Origin of the sequence: Marinomonas phycocola (genome assembly GCF_047525455.1) — a bacterium.
In the GTDB taxonomy this organism is placed as follows: domain Bacteria; phylum Pseudomonadota; class Gammaproteobacteria; order Pseudomonadales; family Marinomonadaceae; genus Marinomonas.
Genome location: NZ_JBLIXL010000017.1, coordinates 53,925 through 75,003, shown reverse-complemented (window position 1 = coordinate 75,003; position 21,079 = coordinate 53,925). Strand labels below are relative to the sequence as shown.

Genomic DNA, 21,079 nt, shown 5'->3' with positions numbered 1-21,079 from the left:
ATATCTAGTGAAATTATTTGAAGAACTTCCGAAGCGCAATACAGAGGACAGCCTAGAAGACCTGCTGCCTTGGAATATTAAGCTCTAAGATAGAAACAAGGTGTGGTTTGCCGTACGCTTACCCCCTATCTTTTCAGCAATGCGTTTTGGTGAATGGTTTTCTGTATAAAGAGCTGAGATTTGGTATCTTTGCCCTTCGGTCAACTGTTGGTAGTTCATAGTAAATTAGCTTTGATTTTGGTGATGAGAAACTTACCACTATCAGCAATTGGCCACTCACCTCAACTTATCCATGAGTGTCGCACTTATTATATGAATCCCCGCTCTAGCTGAGTTTTTACGGTTTATAACTCTTTTCGAAGTACCTGGAACTCTCTAAAACGTGCAATGGCTACTTGCAAAATGGGCTTTACTCTCGTTGGTTGCATCCCATCAACAACATAAGCACTAACCCCAGCTCGTATGGCGCCTCCATAGACGATGAATCATTTTCTTCAGTAAACATCACAATGGGACGAGAATTTTTTTGTTAGGAACAACCTATTTTCCAACATGTCTCGATCATGGGATTCAATATCAATAATCACAATAAATATCAGGAAGGCTTTCTTGGATTGCTTTTGTTAAGTGTTGTGTATTTATTAATTTTCTAATTACTTTATAGACATTATCAAGCATAACCTGCTCAACAATTGACGCTCGTGCGGACTCATTGTCTACAAGCATCACAATAAGACTAAGCTTAGGGGAAATAGAATCCATTGTACAAATTGCCTAAAATAAAAGTATCATTAAGCAAATTACGCGCCGTTTACAGACAACCAATAGAGAGGTTGAAAAAGAAGATATGTGTATAGGAAAACAACATTTTTTGTCTATTTTATAAACAGAAAATGAGAACTAAGTATTGAGTTCGGCGTACAAGAATCAAAAACGAGCCACACTCTGCGCATTGTATTAATGCGTAGAGTTTGATTTTTGCACCAAAAGAGCCAAACCTAATCTGTCTTTTGTATTTGTTTTCCTAAAAATATTCGTAATGTGAGATTTCACTGTACGATCTGATATTAACATTTCGGAGGCTATTTGTTTATTGTTCAGCCCTTTCGCAATGTGGAATGCAACTTCAATTTCTTTTTTGGATAATGTATTTAAAGAGTCTTCTGACTCTATTTCATCTGTATCTGCCTGCATTGGATTTGCTGCAATTAAATTATTAATAAACGCTTTGCCACTCCAGATTTCACCCATATCTATAACAGATAACACCATTTTTAACTGTTTGGCGCCTATATAAGGGCTACATTGACCATTAATACCTTGAGACAACATTCTTAATGCCGCACTCTGACTTGGCCGATTTGGGAAAACAATGATCTTTAGATTGGGAAACTCTCGTCTAATATCCACAGAATATTCGACCATTGCCGAAAAGTCTTGGTCACTCAAGTATATAAAACAATATTCTATTTGCTCTGAATTATTAACCTCTATAAGCGCTTTAAGTTCATCTAAAGATAACACTCTTAATAGTGTGTTTTCTGACGGTGCCACTTTTAACCAATGAGCCCAAACAGATTCATTCGTATTCCAACAAAGTATCTTCAAAACAGTCCTCAACAAACAAAGTGATAATTAATGATTATTACAAACAACATAAGTAGATGCTGTAATCTTTCGTAAAAGCCTCTTAAAACATCCACTTTTCTTGTAATTATCGTTCTCTTAATGCATTTTGTTGCGCTTTCAATATCGGTTTAAGTAAATAGTCCAGCAAGCTTTTCTTACCTGTTATCACGTCGACCGTCGCTTGCATTCCTGGAATGATTGGAAGCGGTGATTCATCTGTTCCTAAAAAGCTCTTATCCGTTCTCACTCTAACAATGTAAAAGCTATTGCCTTCCTCATCCAGAATAGTATCAGCCGTTATATTCTCAACTTTACCGTTCAAACCACCATAAATAGCAAAATCATACGCCGATAACTTAACAACAGCCGTCAATCCCTGATTAATAAAACCAATGTCTTCAGGTCTAACCTTTGATTCAATTAAAAGAGAATCTTCTAATGGGACAATTTCCATTAAACTTTGGCCAGGCTTAATCACACCACCGACCGTCGTAATTTGTAATTGCTTCACAATGCCTTTTACTTGAGAGCGAACTTGAGTCCTTTGAACTTTATCAGCTAGAGAAACATTCACCTCGGTAAGTTGATCAAGTTTACTTCGAACCTCCGTTAAGTCTTCTTGAGCCTCTGCACGATATTCGGCGTCACTCTCAAGAAGCTTTGTTTTCGCTTCGACTAAAGACGACTTTGCTCTTGGTAAAGCAAGGAGCGTAGCCTTCATATCACCTTCCATCTGGTTAACTTGACGCTCTAGTTGTAACAATTCAACTCTTGAAACAGCCCCCTGTTCAAAAGCAGGTCTAGTCAGTATTAACTCTTCTTTTGCTAACTCAAACCCTGCCCTAAGAGTATCTAACTTGGCTTCTAACTCTATGATTTCTTGCTCTTTTTGTAGAACTTGTTGATCAAAAACAACTTGATGGGCTTTCAGTGATGCCAACCTATTTTCATAAAGTGACAACTCTCTTCTTACAACATTCGGAAAATTAACACTCGTTTCTTGATCAAATTGGGGTTTCGTCCCAGTCGCTTCCGCTAAAAGCCGAGCAGCACGCACAGATAAACTAGTGAACTCCACTTGCTGCTCTCGAAATGAAGAAAGCGCTTCCGTATTTTCAATGGTCATTAACAATTGATTCTTCTCTACCGTTTGACCAACTTTAATATGTATTGCTTTTAAAATACCACCTTCCAAGTTTTGAACGACCTGAATTTGACTAGATGGTATTACTTTTCCTTCTCCTACCGTCACCTCATCCAAAACAGTGTAATTTGCCCATACGAGACCACAGACAACAAAAATAAAAATACACCATAAAATTATTCTCCCTCCTCTTGGAGAGCGAAGCAAAAAAGCAGCATTCCTATTGGATAGATAGTCAAGGTCGCCCTGTTTTATTTTAACCGATTGATCACTCATATTAACTTACCTTCAATTTACCTTGACGAAGAGCCTCATGAACCTGTTCTTTCGGGCCATCCGCAATTAAACGACCATTATCCATTACAATTAAACGATCAACCATATCGAGCATGGACGCTTTGTGAGTAATTAATATTAGTGTTTTATCTTTTACGGAGTCATTCAAACGACGCTTCATTCGTGTTTCTGTTGTGTTATCCATTGATGCTGTGGGTTCATCCAATATCAAAATTGGCGGATCAAACAGCAATGCTCGAGCAAGCGCAACGCTCTGCCTTTGACCTCCTGATAAAGATGCTCCTTTTTCACCTACAGAGCTGTCTAAACCGCTCGGTTTTCGATTAGCAAACTCGGCGACCCCAGACAATTCAGCCGCCTTAATAATGGCCTCATCTTCAACATAGGGAGCACCTAAAACAATATTATCTTTTATTGAGCCATAAAATAATGAAATATCTTGCGAAACCGCCCCTACATTACGCCTTAAATCCGTTGGGTTAATTTGTCGTAAATCCACACCATCAATCCTCACAGCCCCTTCTGAAGGATGATATAAACCCGTCATCAACTTCCCTAAAGTAGATTTACCTGAGCCAATTCGTCCAATAATGCCGATTTTCTCACCTTTACGAATTGTAAAACTTATATTGTTAATTGCCGTTTGTTCTTCATCAGGATAAGAAAAGTTAACCGAGTCAAATTGAAATTCGCCATTGAAACTCGAACGGTGAACATACTTAACCCCATCAGGACGTTCTACGGGTGATGACATAATTTCCTGCAACGCAATAAATGCCGTTTTTGCTTGATTATATTTCGTCGCTAAACCTGCGACTTGAGCCATTGGGCCAAGTGCTCTGCCTGTTAGCATAACGGCAGCAATCAATGCGCCCATACTCATTTCTCTTTCAGAAATTTGATACACACCAATGATAACCATGACAACCGTAGTCAGTTGTTGAACAACCATAGCAAAATTGGAACAAGACTGAGCCAGTTGGCGCGTTTTCACCCCCCAATCGGCAATGTTACCCACGGCATCTTCCCACTGTTTCTGAAAAATACCTTCTGCATTGTTCAGCTTAACACTTTCCGCGTTAAACAAGCTTTCTATCAGCACAGCATGCTTTTGAGACGCAGTTTTTGAGCTTTCAGTAATAGAGCGTTTTAACGGAATTTGTATTATCAAGCTGTATGACACAATTAAAGCAATCGCAATCAGGGGAATATATGCAACAGGGCCACCAATTAACCAAATCACAGCAACGATCAAAAACATGAAAGGGATATCAACAAGAGTTGTAATACTCGCAGACGTTATAAATTCCCGAATGCTCTCAAACTCTTGAAGATTCTTTGCAAAAGCACCGACTGATTTAGGTCGAGATGCCATATTAATATGATTTACTTTTGAGAAAATCGTTGAAGAGATTAGGATTTCAGACTTTTTGCCTGCTATGTCTATAAAGTAGGCTCTCAAAGTTCTCAATAAGAAATCGAAGCCATAAACAACTGAAGCGCCAATAGACAATACCCATAACGTATCAAAAGCATTATTGGGAACGACACGATCGTACACGTTCATAACAAAAAGAGGGCTGGCTACAGCAAATATATTAATTAATAAAGAAGCAAATAAGACATCACGATAAATTCTCCATGATTGAGTAATCGTGCCCCAAAACCAGTGCTTTTTAGCGGCTTCTTGATCTGCTTTTTCTTCAGACCGTTTATCAAAACGATATTGTGGGCGTACAAAAAAGCAGTATCCACTGTATAGCTCTCTTAATTCTGCAAGGCTGATAACAACCTCGCCCTCACCTGATTCTGGTCGAAACACTTTAGCAAGAAGCGTTTTCTTATCTATCTCAAGTAGCACACACGCTTGTTGATCATCTAGCAATAAAACGACGGGCAAAGCCATTGACGGAATTTTTCCAAACGATCGTTTTACAAAGCGAGATACAATGCCTATTTTTTTCGACGCCCTTTGAAACATTTCTGGCGTTAATAAATCATCCGTTATTGGCAAACCTGTTCTTATTGCATCTGCGGTATAGGGATTGCCAAAATATTTACTGACTAATACCAAACAATCTAGCAATGGATTAGGGTAATCTAAATTTGCACCATTAAGAGACCATTCCTTTTGTGATTGTTGTTCGTTGGATTGCCCCATCGTTGAGCTATTATCTAAGGTGTCATGTCTTTCTTTGGGATCACTAGCTGATTCGGTGCTCATCTTTTCGGACTGTGACATGTCATATCTCTCTTAATTTAATTCACTCGATTATCAAAAATCATACAAGTTATTTTAGAATGTTAATCAGAGGTATCATACAATAATACTTCTTAGATTCATTGAACAACTCTGTTACAATTGGTTACTACATTTATATCAAGGAATTAGTCATGTTATATGCAAAGATAGATCAGCAAGGTACTATTATTGACGTCTCAACTGAACAAAATGATGAATATAGCAAACTGGTTGCACCCAATGACCCAAACGTCGCTGAGATATTAGAAGCAAAAATAAGCAATACTGAAGCTCTGGGGATGTTAACGAATTCAGATTCTGAAATGATGAGGGTTCTTGAGGATTTAATTGATTTACTATCTCAAAAGCGCTTAATCCAATTTACTGAGCTGCCTATTGCAGCACAGAAAAAATTACTAAGTAGAAAGTGGGTCCGTGGGTTAAATGCGTCTAATGACGAAACACTCATCAATGAGATATCTAGCGATGACAGTGACTTTTTTATTTAAAAAAAACAGCCCCTTATATAATGCTTTTAGCAACGAAAAGAGGCTATTTTTTAGTCTCTCACATATCTTCGGCACGACCTAGTATAAAGCCTTGGGCACCATAAATATCAAATCTTTGTAGAATCTCTAACTGTTTGTGACTTTCTACACCAGTCGCAATCACTTGTATGTTTAAACTATTAAACATTTTACATAACGTATGCATAAAGAAAGATTCCGACTCTTTACCGACTGCCAACTTCGTATAAGATGGATCTACTTTTACGTAATCTGGCATCAAGTTTTGTAGATACTGAAAGGCTGAGAATTGCTTACCTACATTATCAATACCAAATGTTACCTTATGTCGCTTAAACACTTGTGACAATAATAAAGCATGATCCTCCGTTGATAATACACTTTGTTCCGAAACCTCAAACGACATCATTGCTTTCGTTTCCTGAGAAATGTCGGACAAAAGCAAATCAAGCCATGCGATAAATGCCGGTTTTACATACGCAGATGCGGACAAGTTGATTGTTAAAGGTATTTGAGGATTCTGTTTTTTTATATAATCAACAATCAAATTAATAATAACTTGGTCAAGCTTTTCTCCTAAATCGAACTGTTCAGCCAACCCGATAAAGTATCCCGCATGGTATTGCTGCCCTTCATACTCAAGACTGGCAAAAACTTCTTGTTGCAATATATGGTCTTGATTCAATAGCTCTGCAACACTTTGTTTTCGTAACTTGAATGATTTATTTTCAATGGCAAACTCAAGCATATTTTTCCATGCTAGACGGCCAATCGCCATATTTTGACCCGTATCAATATCAAAAACTTTTACTCCGTTGACCCCCATACTTTTTGCAGCTCGAAGGGCAGCATCTGCTTGCGCCATAGCTTTAAACTTGTCTGATTTAGCGTCCAGTAAAACGCCGCCAATACTGGCTACTGACTCGGAGTAAGCAACACAGGTAGACACCAAATCTTTCATTTCTGTCATGATGTTGGCGACAACACTCTCTAAACGCTCTAAATCAATGTGCGACATTAAAATCACAAAATCAGCACCAGAGAGTCGAGCAACAATAGTGGAAGAAACGGTTCCCTTGATACTGTTCATCAAAATATCGGCTGCACTTTTTATAAAAGTATCCGCCGCTTCGTACCCTCGCTCATTATTGAGTTTCGCTAAATCTGACAAACTGATTAAAATCAGACCATCCATTGTGCGATCTGCATCGTCAAAGTGCGCGGTAGCTTGGCTTTCGTAGAAATTACGATTGCCCAGACCACTCACAGGATCTTTAAAGGCTTTTGCCTGCAACCATTGAGCTGTCTCAGCTTCTGCTGCGAATTCTTTTTCCAACTTTTCAGCCATACGATTCATAGAAAGAACAACGGATCTAAGTTCCCTTGTTTTTGGAACATAATCCATTTTTACAAACTTTCTTTGTTGAATGGCTTCAGCCTGAGCTTCTACTGCAGCTAGCGGTTTAAATATTTGACGTAAGGCAATCATACCGATACCAACAGTTAAAATACCAATCGCCAAAAAGGAAAGCACTAAATCACGTGTGGCTAACCACAGTTGATAATAACCATATCCTGCACTACCAGTCACATAGACTTGACCTAATTCGCTCCAACCATTTGAAATTACGGCACTGGCAACAGGCTCATCAAACTCAATGGCAGAAATAAACCATGCAGGTACACCTTCAATTTGAGTCGGATTTGTTCTGGATACATAACCATCAGTATCATATACATGCACTTTTACTTCGGAAAAATAACCGCTGTCAAAAACAGCGTTTACACTACTTTCAACGGACACATAATCTTCCATTCCCATGAAGCCAGAAATGGACATACTAAGAGACGTTGCCGAATCTTGCGTAGTCGATTCAAGCTGATTTACGAGATACTCTTTAGTAGTGTTAAAATTGATCCCCATCACAACGACTAGCATTAAAGAAAATATGGCTATAATCGTTATCATCAACTGCTTAAAAAGCGTCATTTCTTCTCTCCAATTTAATTAAATGCAGTAAGTCGACTGTTTAAATCGGTCCACAAACTTAGTCGTGACGACCCGCCTACCAATACACCTCGACCCTTCTCCTTCGATAACCAAAGATTTTTTGCATTAAAAGAATATATTGGAAGTAAATCTCTTCTTTTGCTTGCAGGCTTTAACGTTTTATCTAGGTTATCAAGCAAAACAGGTATCGCGGTTGGTTTATGATAATAGGCCAATACCATATGATGTTGATTTAATTTTAACGCTTTAACATAAACGAGACGAAGTTTCTCATCTGGAACACCCAGTTCTCTCAATGAAAAGTACTTTGCTATTGTAAAGTCTTCACAGTCACCACCCCGAGTACCTAAAAACTCAATGGGCGTCGCCCAATAATCTTCTTTCCCCCAGTGGTCTATGTCGTTAACAAAATCCATTTGATTGAAGAAGTTGTTCACTGAGATCAATTTTTCCAAATCCGTACCATTTTGAACGCCATCAACCACTTTACGCCATGCAACAATTCTTTTTTCTGCATCAGGCCCATATTTACGGGCCACTTTTTTTGCTAATTGAGTGTATTTGTCTGAACTGTCTGCGATAAGAAGCCCTGCCATCAAAATAAAGGCAGAAAAAACGATTACAAGAACGCATCTAATAATCATTTAAAACAATGTACCATAAAATGCCATACAAACTACTTTCCATTTTTCTTTTCAAATTCAGCCAATTGCTCTGGCGTTGCTTTCAACTGATACTTCTCTTTCCAGTCATTATACGGCTCACCATAAACAAACTCTCGCGCTTTATCATAGTCCATATTTACTCCACGCTCATTCGATTCCGCCATATACCACTTACTCAAGCAATTACGACAAAAATCAGCAAGGTTCATCAGTTCAATATTTTGAACGTCTTTACGACTGTCTAAATGCGCTAATAAACGCCGTAATACTGCCGCTTCTATTTCATTTTGCTTATCTGACATTACTTCATCCACTACTAATTTAAAATTATTATGCGTTCAATACACATATGTTTACTGTATATGTGGCATTTTTCTCCATTGCCATCGCTGAGCTTGAATAAAAAATGTTTTCATTATCGATAAATCAACCTTCTCAACACATTCCAAAGTATATACACAGGCCTCAAAAGTAGAGAGCGCATTTTCTTTATACGTTTTTCGAATCAAATAACGCCCTTTGGGCGGGGTCAAAAACCGTTTTGTGGGAACCCTTAAAAATTCCTGGCAAGAATGATACATAGCAAACGCTTTTCGCCAAGTCGCATCGATTAATATCACACCCTCAATATGCTTCTGTTCAATAGGTGTCATCTCTTCTATTGCCTTGGAATACTCTGATGGGTAGATCAAACACCATTTAGTCAAATCCAATGGCTTTAATACGTCCAATATGTCATCAATTGTTTTCACCGAAACGACTCTGATTGGCGGCAATGCTAATTTTAATAACTTAACCGAATTTTTCGAATGATTCGCTTCATTCGGGTCTTGAAAAATTATCACATTAAGAGCTGTTTGCACACTGGGTATCAAATCACAAACGCAGCTCTGTATTAGGTAATTACATGTCTCACATATCCGTCTTGGCATTCTGATGAACGTCTCTAATCTAGTCTATTTCTTCAAAATATCCAAATACGCTTTTACCACCGTATCCCAACCAAGATCCAATGCCTCAACCGTCAAAGCATGGCCAATAGAAACCTCTGTAATCAACCCTTTTTCACACAGAGCACCGACATTAATTAGGTCAAGATCGTGCCCAGCATTTACGCCTAAACCAACATTTATAGCCGCTTTAGCCGCTAATTCATATTGTTCCAATACCGCTGCGGATGATTCAGTGGAATACGCATTTGCATAAGCTTCTGTGTAAAGCTCCACTCTATCGGCACCAATATCCTTTGCTAACACCATACTTTCAGGGTCAGGATCCATAAACAGAACAACTCGAATACCTTTATCTTTTAATTTTGCAATAATAGGCTTTAAAGCATCTTGGTCTCGCCCTAGATTCCAGCCGTGATCAGATGTTAGCTGATTTGGATCATCTGGGACCAATGTACATTGATCTGGCACAACTTCTAAAACCACATTTAGAAAATTTTCTTCAGGAAAACCTTCAATATTCAGCTCTCTGCCTGGAAAACGGCTCAATACGCTTTTTAAATCGTGAGCATCTTGATATGTCGCATGACGCTGATCCGGACGAGGGTGAATGGTTAGGCCAAATGCCCCAAGAGATAACACACGCTCCGCCATAGATTCCATATTAGGATAATCACGGCCGCGAGAATTACGTAACAAACCAATTTTATTCAAATTTACACTTAAGTGTGTCATGACAATATCTCTCAAAAATTTTTCTGTAGTATAAAGTAATGTCGGACACAACTTTAAGCGCTTTCTTCACATGTCAGTGCAAATTAATTCAATCCATTGTTAGAATAAATGTTTATATATCGTAAACTTTGTTGAATTTTTGATATTAACCGTTATCTTACTTCGCGAACGTCATGATCATTAGGAAACAGGTTTCGCTATGAAAGTTTGGATATTATTTGTTGTTTCGTTTGCAATGGTCGCCTGTTCAGGACAGAAACAAGAACTTGATAAAAACGCTGAGATAACGAAACGTGTTGCGACAACACCTAATCTGTTAGTACAACATACCCTTCAAGAAAACGATTATCAGCTACATTATGTAAGCAATGGCAATACACACAACCCCAGTATCTTATTTATTCACGGCACACCGGGAGACTGGGGATCTTTTTCTCGATATTTCGAAGATGAACAACTGACCTTGGATTATCATATTAATTCTCTTGATCGACCTGGTTGGGGTTCATCCTCTTATCCAGATGGCGATTTCCCAAAAAGACTGTCTGTTCAGTCCTCTCTACTTGGGCCCATTCTAAAAGATATTTGGCGTAATAATGGCAATCAAAAAATACTCATAATTGGTCATTCATTAGGTGGCTCTCTCGTGCCGAAAATAGCGGTTGATTATCCTGAGTATATAAAAGGAGTGTTAATTCTAGCAGGAGATATTGGCCCTGAATTAGCTGAAGCTCGATGGTTTAATTACGCATTAGATTTATTTCCAAAACAATGGATACCGGAATTTTGGTATAACTCAAATCAAGAAGTTCTTGAATTACGACCTGAGCTTGCTCAACTTCAGGAAGAGTTTCGTCAGCTATCAATACCAATAATGGTGCTACAGGGTACAGACGATGACCTTGTACGACCTCAAAATGCGGCCTTTGCAGAGTCACTGTTTCCTAACATAAAAGTAGTGTGGCTAGAAGGCGCAAGCCACATAATCAATTTAACGCATTCTGATGACGTCAAAACAGCCATTGGCTCATTTCACTAATGATTACAGTAGAGGGACGGCATGCTTACCACGTCTTTCATATTGAATGTAAGAGGCAAATAAGTAGTACTAATGACGATTAAATACGAATCTTTTGAAGACATCTATAACCGGGCATCCGCACGGCATAATGGCTCTGCTTTTCTACAAAGCACTCTCCCCCAACCTCTTGATAAAGAAACACTCTATAGGGTTGTCGATAATCGATGGCTAGCAGAAATGACCAAAAAGGTATTTCAATCGGGCATTAATTGGCAAGTGGTTCGAAATAAATGGGATGGTTTTGAAGATGTTTTCTTTGGTTTTGACATTGAAAAAATGACGCTTATTGCCGATGAAATGTGGGAAGAAAAAGCTAAAGACACTCGCATCATACGCAATTTAGGCAAGGTACTAACGATTAGAGACAATGCACTGATGATGCTTGAAGCTCAGCAACAGCATGGTTCTTTTTCAAAAATGGTCGCGGATTGGCCAGAGTCTGATATTGTCAATTTATGGAGATACCTTAAAAAGCATGGAAAACGACTGGGAGGCAATACAGGCCCTTATTCACTTCGAGTAATGGGCAAGGACACATTTTTACTTACTAAGGACGTAGAAGGTTATCTACGAAACAGAAAAATCATTACAACAGGCCGAGATACTCAAGCTGCATTAAACGCCGCCCAAGACGCTTTCAATTTTTGGCATGAAGAAAGTGGTCTACCTTATTGTCAAATAAGTCAGTATGTTGCCTATAGTGTAAATACGTAATCAAGTAACAATCACAAAGAATCTCTTAATCACAAAAAAACACCACCTTGATTTTCAGGTAATTACCCTAACTATAGAAGTCATTCTAATGAAAACCCTCGTTTATGGAGCACTTGATGGCCGATTTTCGCATCGATATAATTTCTGACTTTGTTTGCCCTTGGAGTTATCTGGGCTACCGCCGCTTAAAGCAAGCTACCGATCAGCTTGGAGATGATTATCGTTTTGACATTAAATGGCAGCCATTTGAACTCCACCCTGACATTAATTCTCAAGGTGCTGAAAGAGAGGCTTATCTGTCGAAAAAGTTCGATAGCCTTGAAAAACTCACTGAAGCAACACATGCTTTACAACAAATAGGGATAGAAGAAGGTATTCAGTTTAACTTTACCGATAAAGACATTCTACCCAATACCTTCTTAGCCCATAGATTGGTGATGATAGCCAATCAACGAGCTCTTGGAACTCAGCTTGCACTTGAGTTATACCACGCTTATTTTACAGACGGTAGAAATATCGGTGATGTGGATGTTCTACAAGACATCGCTCAAAATATCGGTATGAAAAGTGAAGATATTGAAGAAGCTTTTACAGAAAAATCAAAAATCATTATTGAAAAGAAAATTAAACGTTTCCAAGAAGTAGATATTGTATCTGCTCCAACCTATGTGATTGATGATAAATTCATCATACATGGCGCACATACACCCGATTCATTTTTTAAAGTCTTAACAGACATAGCCAAAAACAAATAGTGTGATGGCCTAATGATTCTGTAAGGGCCTATAGCCTATAATTTACTCTAAACCTATAACACTGCGATAAAATGAGCTCCCTCCATTTGATCGCACCGTTCACTCTAAGCTAGATCTGAATTCGATTGCGCACTTTTGCCTTCGCCTAAACGCACCTCAAATTGATCCACTCTCTGAAATCCTCTTGGTAGTTTTAAGCCTCGCCTCCCCCTTTCTCCTCGATATTCTTCTAAATCTTTTGCTGTCATCGATAGAAACCGCTTCCCTGAATGAGCTAATAAAAGGTCACCATCCAGAACACTCACTACCGTTTGCACAAATTCTTCTCGTGTAGCGGCTCTTGATGCAGGAATGCTTAACATTTTATTCCCCTTTCCTTTAGACATTTGCGGTAAAGAACCAGCCTTAAACACCAACATTCTACCTTCATTAGAAACAACAACAATATCGCTTTTTTCGGGTGAAGACACGTTAACAGGAGGAACAACATGAGCGCTAGCTGGCAACGTCAGTGACGCTTTCCCTGCTTTGTTTTTTGCATGTAAATCACCAAGACGGGCAATAAAACCATACCCAGCATCACTCGACAGTAGATAAAAGGAATCATCCGTATCTAATATGGCAGAAACAATATGAACGTCTTTCTCTAAGCTAATACGACCAGTAATAGGCTCTCCCTGACCTCGTGCTGAAGGCAGCAAATGTGCTTTAATCGAATAGGTTCTTCCATTAGACGCCACTAACACTAAGGTTTGATTAGACCGCCCTTTTGTGGCCAATAGAAACTCATCACCCGATTTGAAGCTCAACCCAGTCACATCAATATCATGGCCTTTCGCTGCACGTATCCAGCCTTGTTTTGATAAAACGACCGTTATAGGGTCATTCGACAACAAATCTTCTTCTGTGAACGCTTGAGACTCTTTACGAGCGACAATAGGTGTTCGTCTATCATCACCATGCAACTCAATCGCTTCTTCTATTTCTTTCACTATAAGCTTTTTCAATTTGCTATCAGATGCGAGCAAGCTTTCCAATTTCTTTCTTTCTTTTTCAAGTTCGTCTTGCTCACCACGAATGCGCATCTCTTCTAACTTAGCAAGATGACGAAGTTTTAGCTCTAATATGGCCTCTGCTTGTGTATCCGATAATGAAAAACGCTCGATTAAAACTGGTTTTGGCTTTTCTTCTGTACGGATGATTTCAATGACTTCGTCTATGTTTAGAAAGGCAACCAATAAACCTTCTAAAATATGCAGACGATTATTCACCTTATCCAACCGGAACTGCAGACGACGGCGAACCACATTAATCCGAAAACGTAACCATTCAAGCAAAAATGCTTTTAACCCTTTTACCTGAGGCAAACCATCCAAGCCAATGACATTCATATTGACACGATAAGAACGCTCGAGATCGGTTGTCGCAAATAAATGCGCCATAACCGCATCAATATCGACTCGACTAGATTTAGGAACAATGACCAGACGAGTTGGATTTTCATGGTCTGATTCATCTTTTAGATCCACAATCATTGGCAGTTTTTTAGCTTGCATCTGCGCGGCAATTTGCTCAAGTATTTTGTTTCCAGAAACTTGATGAGGTAATTCATGAATAACTACCTCTCCTTCTTCTAAAGAATAACGAGCCCTTGCTTTAATCTGTCCTTTGCCAGTTTCGTATAATTTTTTCAAATCCGTTCGTGATGTTGTTAACTCCCCCCCTGTCGGAAAATCCGGACCATTAACAAACTCTAATAAATCATCCAATTCTGCTTTGGGATGGTTTAGCAAATGAACGCACGCTTGCCCTACCTCACGCAAGTTATGAGGAGGAATATCCGTTGCCATACCTACAGCAATCCCAGTCGTACCATTTAATAAAAGGTTTGGAAGTCTAGCAGGCAATACAGAGGGTTCATTCAATGTGCCATCAAAATTAGGGACCCAATCAACCGTTCCCTGAGACACTTCTTTAAGCAAAATATCAGAGTACTTTGAAAGACGAGATTCGGTATAACGCATCGCAGCAAACGATTTTGGATCGTCTGGAGCACCCCAGTTACCTTGTCCATCAACAAGAGGATAACGATAAGAAAAGGGCTGCGCCATTAAGACCATGGCTTCATAACAAGCACTGTCGCCATGAGGATGAAATTTACCCAGTACATCCCCTACTGTTCTAGCGGATTTCTTGTATTTCGCAGATGCTTTTAAACCCAGCTCGCTCATAGCATAGACAATACGCCTTTGAACGGGTTTAAGACCATCACCTATATGAGGTAATGCACGGTCTAAAATCACGTACATGGAATAATTCAAATACGCTTTTTCAGTATAATCACGTAATGAAAGTGTTTCGTTTTCTTCAAAATTCTGCAACTCAGTCAAGGACTTATCCCTTTATAATTTTCTTTATGCACATACTATAAAGAATGCAGATGGACGCCTGCAACGTTTAATAACATTTAAAAACACTAAATTATTGAATTTCTGCTAAACAACATGATTCAATGAGATGCTATTTGCATTATTTGGAACTATCTTACTCATGTCACTTTTTGATACAGAGATTCTGCCATATTCGTCTCCTAGAAAAATGAATACGATTGATAAAAATGGTTTAAAATCTTTACTGCTTCATAGCGACACAATGAAAGTCTATCAAGAATATTTTTTCCAAAATGAAATTCAGCAACGCTTCTATCATTTTTCCACAGATTGTTATTTATTTGCATTAGACGGCCAGGCGTTTATCCAAAACAGTACTCAAGAGTGTTCGGTTAAAGTAAATCAAGGTGTATGGCTAGAGGCTGAAACCATTCATAAACTCGTCCCTATTAGCGGCCGTTTTGAATGTTTACTACTGGTCACTGAGGAATGTCAACACGACTCACTTTTTACTGAATTTATGAGGGTGCAATCTACAGGAACAGCCATAAAACTTGAATCAAACCCAGACAGTACTCGCTGGGTCTTATCTGATCATCCAAAGGTAAAAATAGAGATAGAATTACTACCAAAAAAACATCAAGAACTCATACATTACCATCGATTTACTAAGCAATTTTTGGTTAGTTTAACCGATACAATCCAAGTCAAAAATAAAGATCAAGAAAGCACTCTAGAACCCAAACAGAGCGTACTGATCTCACCAAAGCACAAACACAGCATTATCAACAATAATGATCATTCAGCACAGATATTAAATTTCTATACGCCAAGAATGACAAAAGATTGTGTATTAGTGATTAGCAAACCAAACAAAGCATGAGTTTAAACACTTATTATCTTAACACTAGCGCTGTCATAATATGGTCTTCCCATACTCCAGCAATTTTTAAATAGTTCCTCGCCACACCTTCTCTTTCGAATTTTAGTGACTCTAGCACAGCCGCACTCTTTTCATTACGTGGCATGTAGTTTGCCATTATACGGTCTATCGTCATTACCTCATTAACGTATTGAATACCCGCTTCTAGGGTTTCTTTCATTATCCCTTGGCCTTGGTATTTTTCACTTACGCTGTAACCTAGATAACATGCCTGAAAAGCGCCCCGTACAATAGAAGAATAATTACTGTAAGCCAGTATTTCTGTTTCTTCTTTGTCTAAAAGGCAGAGAACAAGGCTATTATCACGAAGAAAATCCTTACGAATCTCTTTAACTCTTAATTTAGCTGTCTCTAAACTGTAATAGTTTTCATGTCTTTGAGGTTCCCAAGGAGCAAAGAAGTCTTTATTTTCATTTACATATTGATGCAACAAAGACGCATGCTTTTCTTCAAGCAGCATTAAAGAGCCTCTCTTAGTCTCAATTTTAGGGAAATGCTTCTTAAATAAATCATCACCTGCATTAGTAAAGCCATATTCCCTTTCAACTTTTACCACTTTTACATCGTAAGCTTCATACCAAAGCTCTTTACTCATGCTTTGAACTCGATCATGAAAAGTGTGCTCTTTCCATCGCTTGATACTTTCTACATCTTCCCAATAAGAGATTAAGATTTGAATATCATCCGATGCATATTCGACGCCTAGAAAGCCCTCTTGAGTTGAAGCCATGTCCATCATTTTATCTAATAGAACGCTATACACGACATCATTAAGGAGTAATTTACTCGTAAAAATAACAGCATAATAAGGAAGTGGTGGTTTTTCGTTATATATCGTCACTGCATATTTCCAAATTAGAAAATAAAAACAGACTCATTTTATACATAAATGGTCTATATTTATTAGATTGATATAAATTAAATCTATGGGGCGCTATGTTTTTTGCTTTTTTACATTGATTACAGAAGAGCAGATCAACGCACTCTCCCTAACTAAATACCATTGTAATCATTCAATATACTGAGCTTCAGACCCCTACTGTCTTTCCCCCTCTTTTGACAGTATTTCAAATGAAACCATTAGCCCGTATACAGTATGCGAGCTTTTTAAAATGTGTATTTCTCCCAAGTTTGACCCGCACCAGACACGATGGCCGAATAATGCTCAGGACGTCTATCCCTAAATAAACCAAAAGCACGCCTTTCGTGTCGAATCGCTTTAAGGTCGTATGTGGCATACAAAATCGTTTCTTCTGTACGGCTTGCTTCAGCGATTTTTTCACCTGTTTCATTCGTCATAAACGATGACCCATAGAATTCAATGAAACTGTCGTCCCCATATTCCTTACCGATTCGATTCGCCGCAATCACCGGCGTCATATTTGCTGCAGCATGCCCTTGCATAGTACGCTGCCAATGATCTTTGCTGTCCATATCTGGGTATGGTGGCTCTGATCCAATTGCCGTTGGGTAGAAAATCAATTCTGCTCCATTCAGAGCTAAAGAGCGAGCTAATTCTGGAAACCATTGATCCCAGCAAATGCCACATCCAATTCGGCCAAATTTTGTATCCCACACCTTAGTGCCAGTATTTCCTGGCGTGAAATAATATTTCTCTTGATAACCAGGACCGTCTGGAATATGAGTCTTTCGATATAAATCCAATACAGCTCCATCGGCATCTATCACCACTAATGAGTTATAAAATGTTTGTCCGTCTCGTTCAAAAAAGCTAACAGGCAACACAATATTTAATTCTTTAGCAAGTAAAGACATTTTCGCCACAACACTACTTTCTTTAAGCGATTCCGCCCAATCAAAAAACTCAGGCTTTTGATCTATACAAAAATAAAACCCCGAAAACAATTCTTGCAACAAAACAATGTTCGCACCATTTAACGCTGCTTCTCGGACTTTGCTTTCTGCTTTACTCAGGTTATCCGCCTTATTTTCACCGACAGACATTTGAATGCATGCGACGGTAACAAAAGAATCCATATTTATTCCTCCAATTGTTTCGTTAAAGCTGGCTGCTGCATCGTTATACAATGAATACCGCCCCCACCTCTAAAAATAGGCAATGCGTAGACAGGTACAATGTCATGATTCGGAAAAGTACGCCTAAAAACAGTAAGCGCAAGCTCATCATTCTCATCATCAAAAACAGGTACTATCACGGCACCATTCGTAATATAGAAATTGACATAAGACAGAGGCAGTGGCGCATCGTTCCATACTTGCGTTGTAGGCTGAGGAATCTCAACAATCTTAAACGGCCTCCCCCTTGCATCTAATGTGTTCTCAAGGATGTCTTTATTTTTTGCGTATATGGCATAGTTTGGATGAGCAACATCATCCGTAGACATCGTTATAATCGTACCAGGACTTGCAAATGCAGCAATCACATCCACATGCCCATCCGTATCAACATCGCCGAATAGACCATCTTCAAGCCAAACAACACACTCAACAGAAAAGTGTTTTTTCAGAACACTCTCAATATCGCTTTGAGATAAGTGAGGGTTTCTGTTCTTATTGAGCAAGCACTGCTTAGTCGTTAACACTGTTCCCTCACCATCAAAATGAACACTCCCCCCTTCTAAAATCATATCAATTGATGTCGATGTTGAAATGTCAGAGTTTGATTTTAAATGCTGAATAACATGCTGTGAAATTTCCTGATCGTAGGTATAAGGAGAGAACTTTTCCCCCCATGCGTTAAATTGCCATTCTATTGCTCTTAGGCTGCCGTCTTTATTAATCGCAAAAAAAGGCATGACATCCCTTGCCCAAGAATCATCAACCTCTTTGACAAAAATAGAGACATTGGACGCAACATCAACTAAGCGTGCTGATACCTCTTCTAACAACGCTGGCTTAACAATAACGCAAACAGGCTCATAGCGAGCAACAGCTCGAATAACATCCTCATAACTTTGTTTCGCCAACGCTACCTGACCTTCCCATATAACATCACGACAAGGCCAAATGACCCAGGTTCTTGCGTGTTGCTCCCATTCCGCAGGCATTCTAAAAGAATTCATAACAACAATACCCGATTAACGATCAAATTAAGTAAGTGTAGCCTTTCAGCACTTTTTCACATGTAGCCAAAAACTGCTCCTGATTCTGAGAATCAAGCTCACTGGACTGAATTTTTTCCACATATCGTTTTATAAGTTCATGGTCATTATAACTAACGTATCGCAACACATCTTGAACACTGTCTCCCATTAGCACATGATCAATCTGAAAACCATCGTCCGTTAAGTAAACATCCACAGAGCTTGTATCACCAAATAAGTTATGCAAATCCCCTAATGTTTCTTGATAAGCACCCACTAAGAAAAAGCCCATTAAATAATCTTCATTTTCTGGTGGTGGTGGCGGTAAAGGTAACGAACTCTCTAAACCTTGCCCATCAACATAACGATACAAACACCCATCAGAATCGCAAGTAACATCTTGAATTTTGCCTCTGAAAGAAGGTTTTTGATCCAGCCCTTGTAAAGGTATTACAGGGAAAACTTGATCTATGCCCCATGCATCAGGCATAGATTGGAAAACAGATAAGTTTACAAATAGTTTTTCAGCTAGCCTTTCATTTAGCTCATCAATTACCGCTCTATGCCCACGATTACGATTATCCAGTCTTGGAAGCAATAAACGGCACGATGCCAAAAATAGATTTTCTGCTAACGCTCTTTGTTCAAGGTTTAGTTGCCCATGAGTATACAAAGATAAAGCATCATTAAAGTCATCCGAAAGATCGTGATAAAGTTCAACCAAAGAACGTTTGTCTTTACCACCGGCCTCCAACACTTTGAGCACATCCCATAAGCGAAGAATTTCCAGCTGACTGCCTTCATCGGGTTGACTGACGGTTAATAACTCTGCACCTGACGAAAATACATTGGCAATCATCATTGCGTGATGCGCAGTAACCGCTCTTCCCGATTCGGATATCAGATTAGGATGAGGTAAATCCTGTTGCTCACAAATATTATGAAACGCAAAAACAACGTTGTTGGCATATTCACTGATACTGTAGTTAGCAGAGTAAGCGCTTTGCGAACGTGTTCCTTCGTAATCAACACCAAGACCACCACCAACATCAACCCACTTAATAGGCACATTCATTTGATGCAGCTCAGAGTAATAACGAGCACACTCCTTTAAGCTATTTTGAATATCACGAATACGGGTAATTTGTGAACCAAGATGGAAGTGGATTAATTCTAAACAATCGATCATTTCTAACTCACGTAATCGATCAATCGCTCTCATTAATTGAGAAGTCGTCAAACCAAACTTTGATTTTTCACCACCACTGTTTCCCCAATGGGTAGAACAAGTTGATGCCAAACGAATTCGAATACCAATCCTCGGCTTTATACGAATTTTTTTCGCTTCTTTTAGAATCAAATCAAGTTCATGTAGCTTCTCAACCACAAGAAAGACTTTATGGCCCATTTTTTCCGCCATCAAAGCAAGATGAATAAACTCTTTATCCTTATAACCATTGCATACAATAATCCCACTTGGGCTTTGATGCATAGCAAGAACCGCCATCAATTCAGGTTTACTACCCGCTTCTAGTCCTACAGAAAGAGGGTGATCTGGCTGACACTTGGTAATTTCTTCCACTACACGACGTTGTTGATTTACTTTTATAGGGTAAACAATGGAATACTGACCTTGATACTTATAATGCTGAATAGCATCCTGAAAAGAGTCTGTTATTTTTTCAATTCTAGAATGTAGTATATTCGGAAAACGCACCAAAGTAGGTAAAGGAATATTCTTCTCTTTCAGAGCTTTAGAAAGCTCAGTCAGGTCAACTTTTCTTTCTCTATCAGGTAAAGCTACAGCCCGACCTTTTTCATTTATCGAGAAAAAACCTGCACTCCAATGATCCACATTATACAAATCAATAGAGTCTTTCACAGACCACTTTGACATATGGCCTCCTTAATCTAGAAATAAAAAAACGGTT

The 21,079-nt window shown here is 38.8% G+C and carries 19 protein-coding genes and 1 pseudogene; 5 read left to right on the top strand and 15 right to left on the bottom strand.

What is annotated here, in order from left to right:
- Positions 1 to 123: 123 nt before the first annotated feature.
- The 5 genes and pseudogenes from ACMUMJ_RS12485 to ACMUMJ_RS12465 form a co-directional block, all read right to left on the bottom strand.
- Positions 124 to 219 (bottom strand): annotated as a pseudogene (locus ACMUMJ_RS12485) (IS30 family transposase); the annotation flags it as partial.
- A 357-nt stretch (positions 220 to 576) separates the two neighbouring features.
- A complete protein-coding gene (locus ACMUMJ_RS12480) occupies positions 577 to 762 on the bottom strand; it encodes a hypothetical protein (RefSeq protein ID WP_414679178.1) in 186 nt (61 codons plus the stop codon).
- A gap of 195 nt (positions 763 to 957) precedes the next feature.
- Complete coding sequence (locus tag ACMUMJ_RS12475; protein ID WP_414679177.1) at positions 958 to 1,608, bottom strand: response regulator transcription factor; 651 nt, start codon at positions 1,606 to 1,608, stop codon at positions 958 to 960.
- A 106-nt stretch (positions 1,609 to 1,714) separates the two neighbouring features.
- Positions 1,715 to 3,049: an HlyD family type I secretion periplasmic adaptor subunit gene (locus ACMUMJ_RS12470; protein ID WP_414679176.1), complete on the bottom strand. Its 1,335-nt coding sequence runs from the start codon at positions 3,047 to 3,049 to the stop codon at positions 1,715 to 1,717.
- A 1-nt stretch (position 3,050) separates the two neighbouring features.
- Positions 3,051 to 5,231, bottom strand: a complete 2,181-nt coding sequence (locus tag ACMUMJ_RS12465; RefSeq protein WP_414679182.1) for a type I secretion system permease/ATPase — start codon at positions 5,229 to 5,231, stop codon at positions 3,051 to 3,053.
- Positions 5,232 to 5,464: 233 nt separating this feature from the next.
- Between ACMUMJ_RS12465 and ACMUMJ_RS12460 the strand changes: the two genes are divergently transcribed.
- Entirely contained in the window at positions 5,465 to 5,821 is a 357-nt protein-coding gene (locus ACMUMJ_RS12460) for a hypothetical protein (protein WP_414679175.1), read from the top strand.
- 58 nt (positions 5,822 to 5,879) lie between these two features.
- On the opposite strand, the gene ACMUMJ_RS12455 is transcribed toward ACMUMJ_RS12460, so the two are convergent.
- The 5 genes from ACMUMJ_RS12455 to ACMUMJ_RS12435 form a co-directional block, all read right to left on the bottom strand.
- A complete protein-coding gene (locus tag ACMUMJ_RS12455) occupies positions 5,880 to 7,829 on the bottom strand; it encodes a bifunctional diguanylate cyclase/phosphodiesterase (RefSeq protein WP_414679174.1) in 1,950 nt (649 codons plus the stop codon).
- A gap of 14 nt (positions 7,830 to 7,843) precedes the next feature.
- Positions 7,844 to 8,446 (bottom strand): transglutaminase-like cysteine peptidase, encoded by a 603-nt coding sequence (locus tag ACMUMJ_RS12450; protein WP_414679181.1) that lies wholly within the window; start codon positions 8,444 to 8,446, stop codon positions 7,844 to 7,846.
- An 80-nt stretch (positions 8,447 to 8,526) separates the two neighbouring features.
- Positions 8,527 to 8,817, bottom strand: coding sequence for a DUF1244 domain-containing protein (locus ACMUMJ_RS12445; RefSeq protein WP_414679173.1), 291 nt, complete (start codon positions 8,815 to 8,817; stop codon positions 8,527 to 8,529).
- 51 nt (positions 8,818 to 8,868) lie between these two features.
- Positions 8,869 to 9,447: a DTW domain-containing protein gene (locus ACMUMJ_RS12440; RefSeq protein WP_414679172.1), complete on the bottom strand. Its 579-nt coding sequence runs from the start codon at positions 9,445 to 9,447 to the stop codon at positions 8,869 to 8,871.
- A 24-nt stretch (positions 9,448 to 9,471) separates the two neighbouring features.
- Entirely contained in the window at positions 9,472 to 10,200 is a 729-nt protein-coding gene (locus ACMUMJ_RS12435; RefSeq protein WP_414679171.1) for a pyridoxine 5'-phosphate synthase, read from the bottom strand.
- Positions 10,201 to 10,399: 199 nt separating this feature from the next.
- On the opposite strand from ACMUMJ_RS12435, the gene ACMUMJ_RS12430 reads away from it, so the two are divergent.
- The 3 genes from ACMUMJ_RS12430 (at position 10,400) to ACMUMJ_RS12420 (ending at position 12,750) form a co-directional block, all read left to right on the top strand.
- Entirely contained in the window at positions 10,400 to 11,239 is an 840-nt protein-coding gene (locus ACMUMJ_RS12430) for an alpha/beta fold hydrolase (RefSeq protein WP_414679170.1), read from the top strand.
- Between the two features lie 72 nt (positions 11,240 to 11,311).
- Positions 11,312 to 11,995, top strand: coding sequence for a DNA-3-methyladenine glycosylase I (locus ACMUMJ_RS12425; RefSeq protein ID WP_414679169.1), 684 nt, complete (start codon positions 11,312 to 11,314; stop codon positions 11,993 to 11,995).
- Positions 11,996 to 12,111: 116 nt separating this feature from the next.
- Positions 12,112 to 12,750, top strand: coding sequence for a DsbA family oxidoreductase (locus tag ACMUMJ_RS12420; protein WP_414679168.1), 639 nt, complete (start codon positions 12,112 to 12,114; stop codon positions 12,748 to 12,750).
- 104 nt (positions 12,751 to 12,854) lie between these two features.
- On the opposite strand, the gene parC is transcribed toward ACMUMJ_RS12420, so the two are convergent.
- Complete coding sequence (gene parC, locus ACMUMJ_RS12415; RefSeq protein ID WP_414679167.1) at positions 12,855 to 15,140, bottom strand: DNA topoisomerase IV subunit A; 2,286 nt, start codon at positions 15,138 to 15,140, stop codon at positions 12,855 to 12,857.
- A 160-nt stretch (positions 15,141 to 15,300) separates the two neighbouring features.
- Between parC and ACMUMJ_RS12410 the strand changes: the two genes are divergently transcribed.
- Complete coding sequence (locus ACMUMJ_RS12410) at positions 15,301 to 16,023, top strand: cupin domain-containing protein (protein ID WP_414679166.1); 723 nt, start codon at positions 15,301 to 15,303, stop codon at positions 16,021 to 16,023.
- A gap of 13 nt (positions 16,024 to 16,036) precedes the next feature.
- Here ACMUMJ_RS12410 and ACMUMJ_RS12405 read toward each other — a convergent pair whose 3' ends face one another.
- The 4 genes from ACMUMJ_RS12405 to speA form a co-directional block, all read right to left on the bottom strand.
- Positions 16,037 to 16,924: a GNAT family N-acetyltransferase gene (locus ACMUMJ_RS12405; RefSeq protein WP_414679165.1), complete on the bottom strand. Its 888-nt coding sequence runs from the start codon at positions 16,922 to 16,924 to the stop codon at positions 16,037 to 16,039.
- 266 nt (positions 16,925 to 17,190) lie between these two features.
- Complete coding sequence (gene aguB, locus ACMUMJ_RS12400) at positions 17,191 to 18,081, bottom strand: N-carbamoylputrescine amidase (protein WP_414679164.1); 891 nt, start codon at positions 18,079 to 18,081, stop codon at positions 17,191 to 17,193.
- 2 nt (positions 18,082 to 18,083) lie between these two features.
- The gene (locus tag ACMUMJ_RS12395) at positions 18,084 to 19,127 is read right to left on the bottom strand and encodes an agmatine deiminase family protein (protein ID WP_414679163.1); all 1,044 of its coding nucleotides are present in this window, start codon (positions 19,125 to 19,127) and stop codon (positions 18,084 to 18,086) included.
- A 22-nt stretch (positions 19,128 to 19,149) separates the two neighbouring features.
- Entirely contained in the window at positions 19,150 to 21,045 is a 1,896-nt protein-coding gene (speA, locus tag ACMUMJ_RS12390) for a biosynthetic arginine decarboxylase (RefSeq protein WP_414679162.1), read from the bottom strand.
- Positions 21,046 to 21,079: the final 34 nt, after the last annotated feature.

Bases quoted from the DNA above. Each gene is read 5' to 3' on its own strand.
- ACMUMJ_RS12480 (WP_414679178.1), bottom strand. From the start codon at position 762: ATGGATTCTATTTCCCCTAAGCTTAGTCTTATTGTGATGCTTGTAGAC.
- ACMUMJ_RS12470 (WP_414679176.1), bottom strand. From the start codon at position 3,049: ATGAGTGATCAATCGGTTAAAATAAAACAGGGCGACCTTGACTATCTA.
- ACMUMJ_RS12465 (WP_414679182.1), bottom strand. From the start codon at position 5,231: ATGGGGCAATCCAACGAACAACAATCACAAAAGGAATGGTCTCTTAAT.
- ACMUMJ_RS12460 (WP_414679175.1), top strand. From the start codon at position 5,465: ATGTTATATGCAAAGATAGATCAGCAAGGTACTATTATTGACGTCTCA.
- ACMUMJ_RS12455 (WP_414679174.1), bottom strand. From the start codon at position 7,829: ATGACGCTTTTTAAGCAGTTGATGATAACGATTATAGCCATATTTTCT.
- ACMUMJ_RS12450 (WP_414679181.1), bottom strand. From the start codon at position 8,446: ATGGCAGGGCTTCTTATCGCAGACAGTTCAGACAAATACACTCAATTA.
- ACMUMJ_RS12445 (WP_414679173.1), bottom strand. From the start codon at position 8,817: ATGTCAGATAAGCAAAATGAAATAGAAGCGGCAGTATTACGGCGTTTA.
- ACMUMJ_RS12440 (WP_414679172.1), bottom strand. From the start codon at position 9,447: ATGCCAAGACGGATATGTGAGACATGTAATTACCTAATACAGAGCTGC.
- ACMUMJ_RS12435 (WP_414679171.1), bottom strand. From the start codon at position 10,200: ATGACACACTTAAGTGTAAATTTGAATAAAATTGGTTTGTTACGTAAT.
- ACMUMJ_RS12430 (WP_414679170.1), top strand. From the start codon at position 10,400: ATGAAAGTTTGGATATTATTTGTTGTTTCGTTTGCAATGGTCGCCTGT.
- ACMUMJ_RS12425 (WP_414679169.1), top strand. From the start codon at position 11,312: ATGACGATTAAATACGAATCTTTTGAAGACATCTATAACCGGGCATCC.
- ACMUMJ_RS12420 (WP_414679168.1), top strand. From the start codon at position 12,112: ATGGCCGATTTTCGCATCGATATAATTTCTGACTTTGTTTGCCCTTGG.
- ACMUMJ_RS12410 (WP_414679166.1), top strand. From the start codon at position 15,301: ATGTCACTTTTTGATACAGAGATTCTGCCATATTCGTCTCCTAGAAAA.
- aguB (WP_414679164.1), bottom strand. From the start codon at position 18,081: ATGGATTCTTTTGTTACCGTCGCATGCATTCAAATGTCTGTCGGTGAA.
- ACMUMJ_RS12395 (WP_414679163.1), bottom strand. From the start codon at position 19,127: ATGAATTCTTTTAGAATGCCTGCGGAATGGGAGCAACACGCAAGAACC.
- speA (WP_414679162.1), bottom strand. From the start codon at position 21,045: ATGTCAAAGTGGTCTGTGAAAGACTCTATTGATTTGTATAATGTGGAT.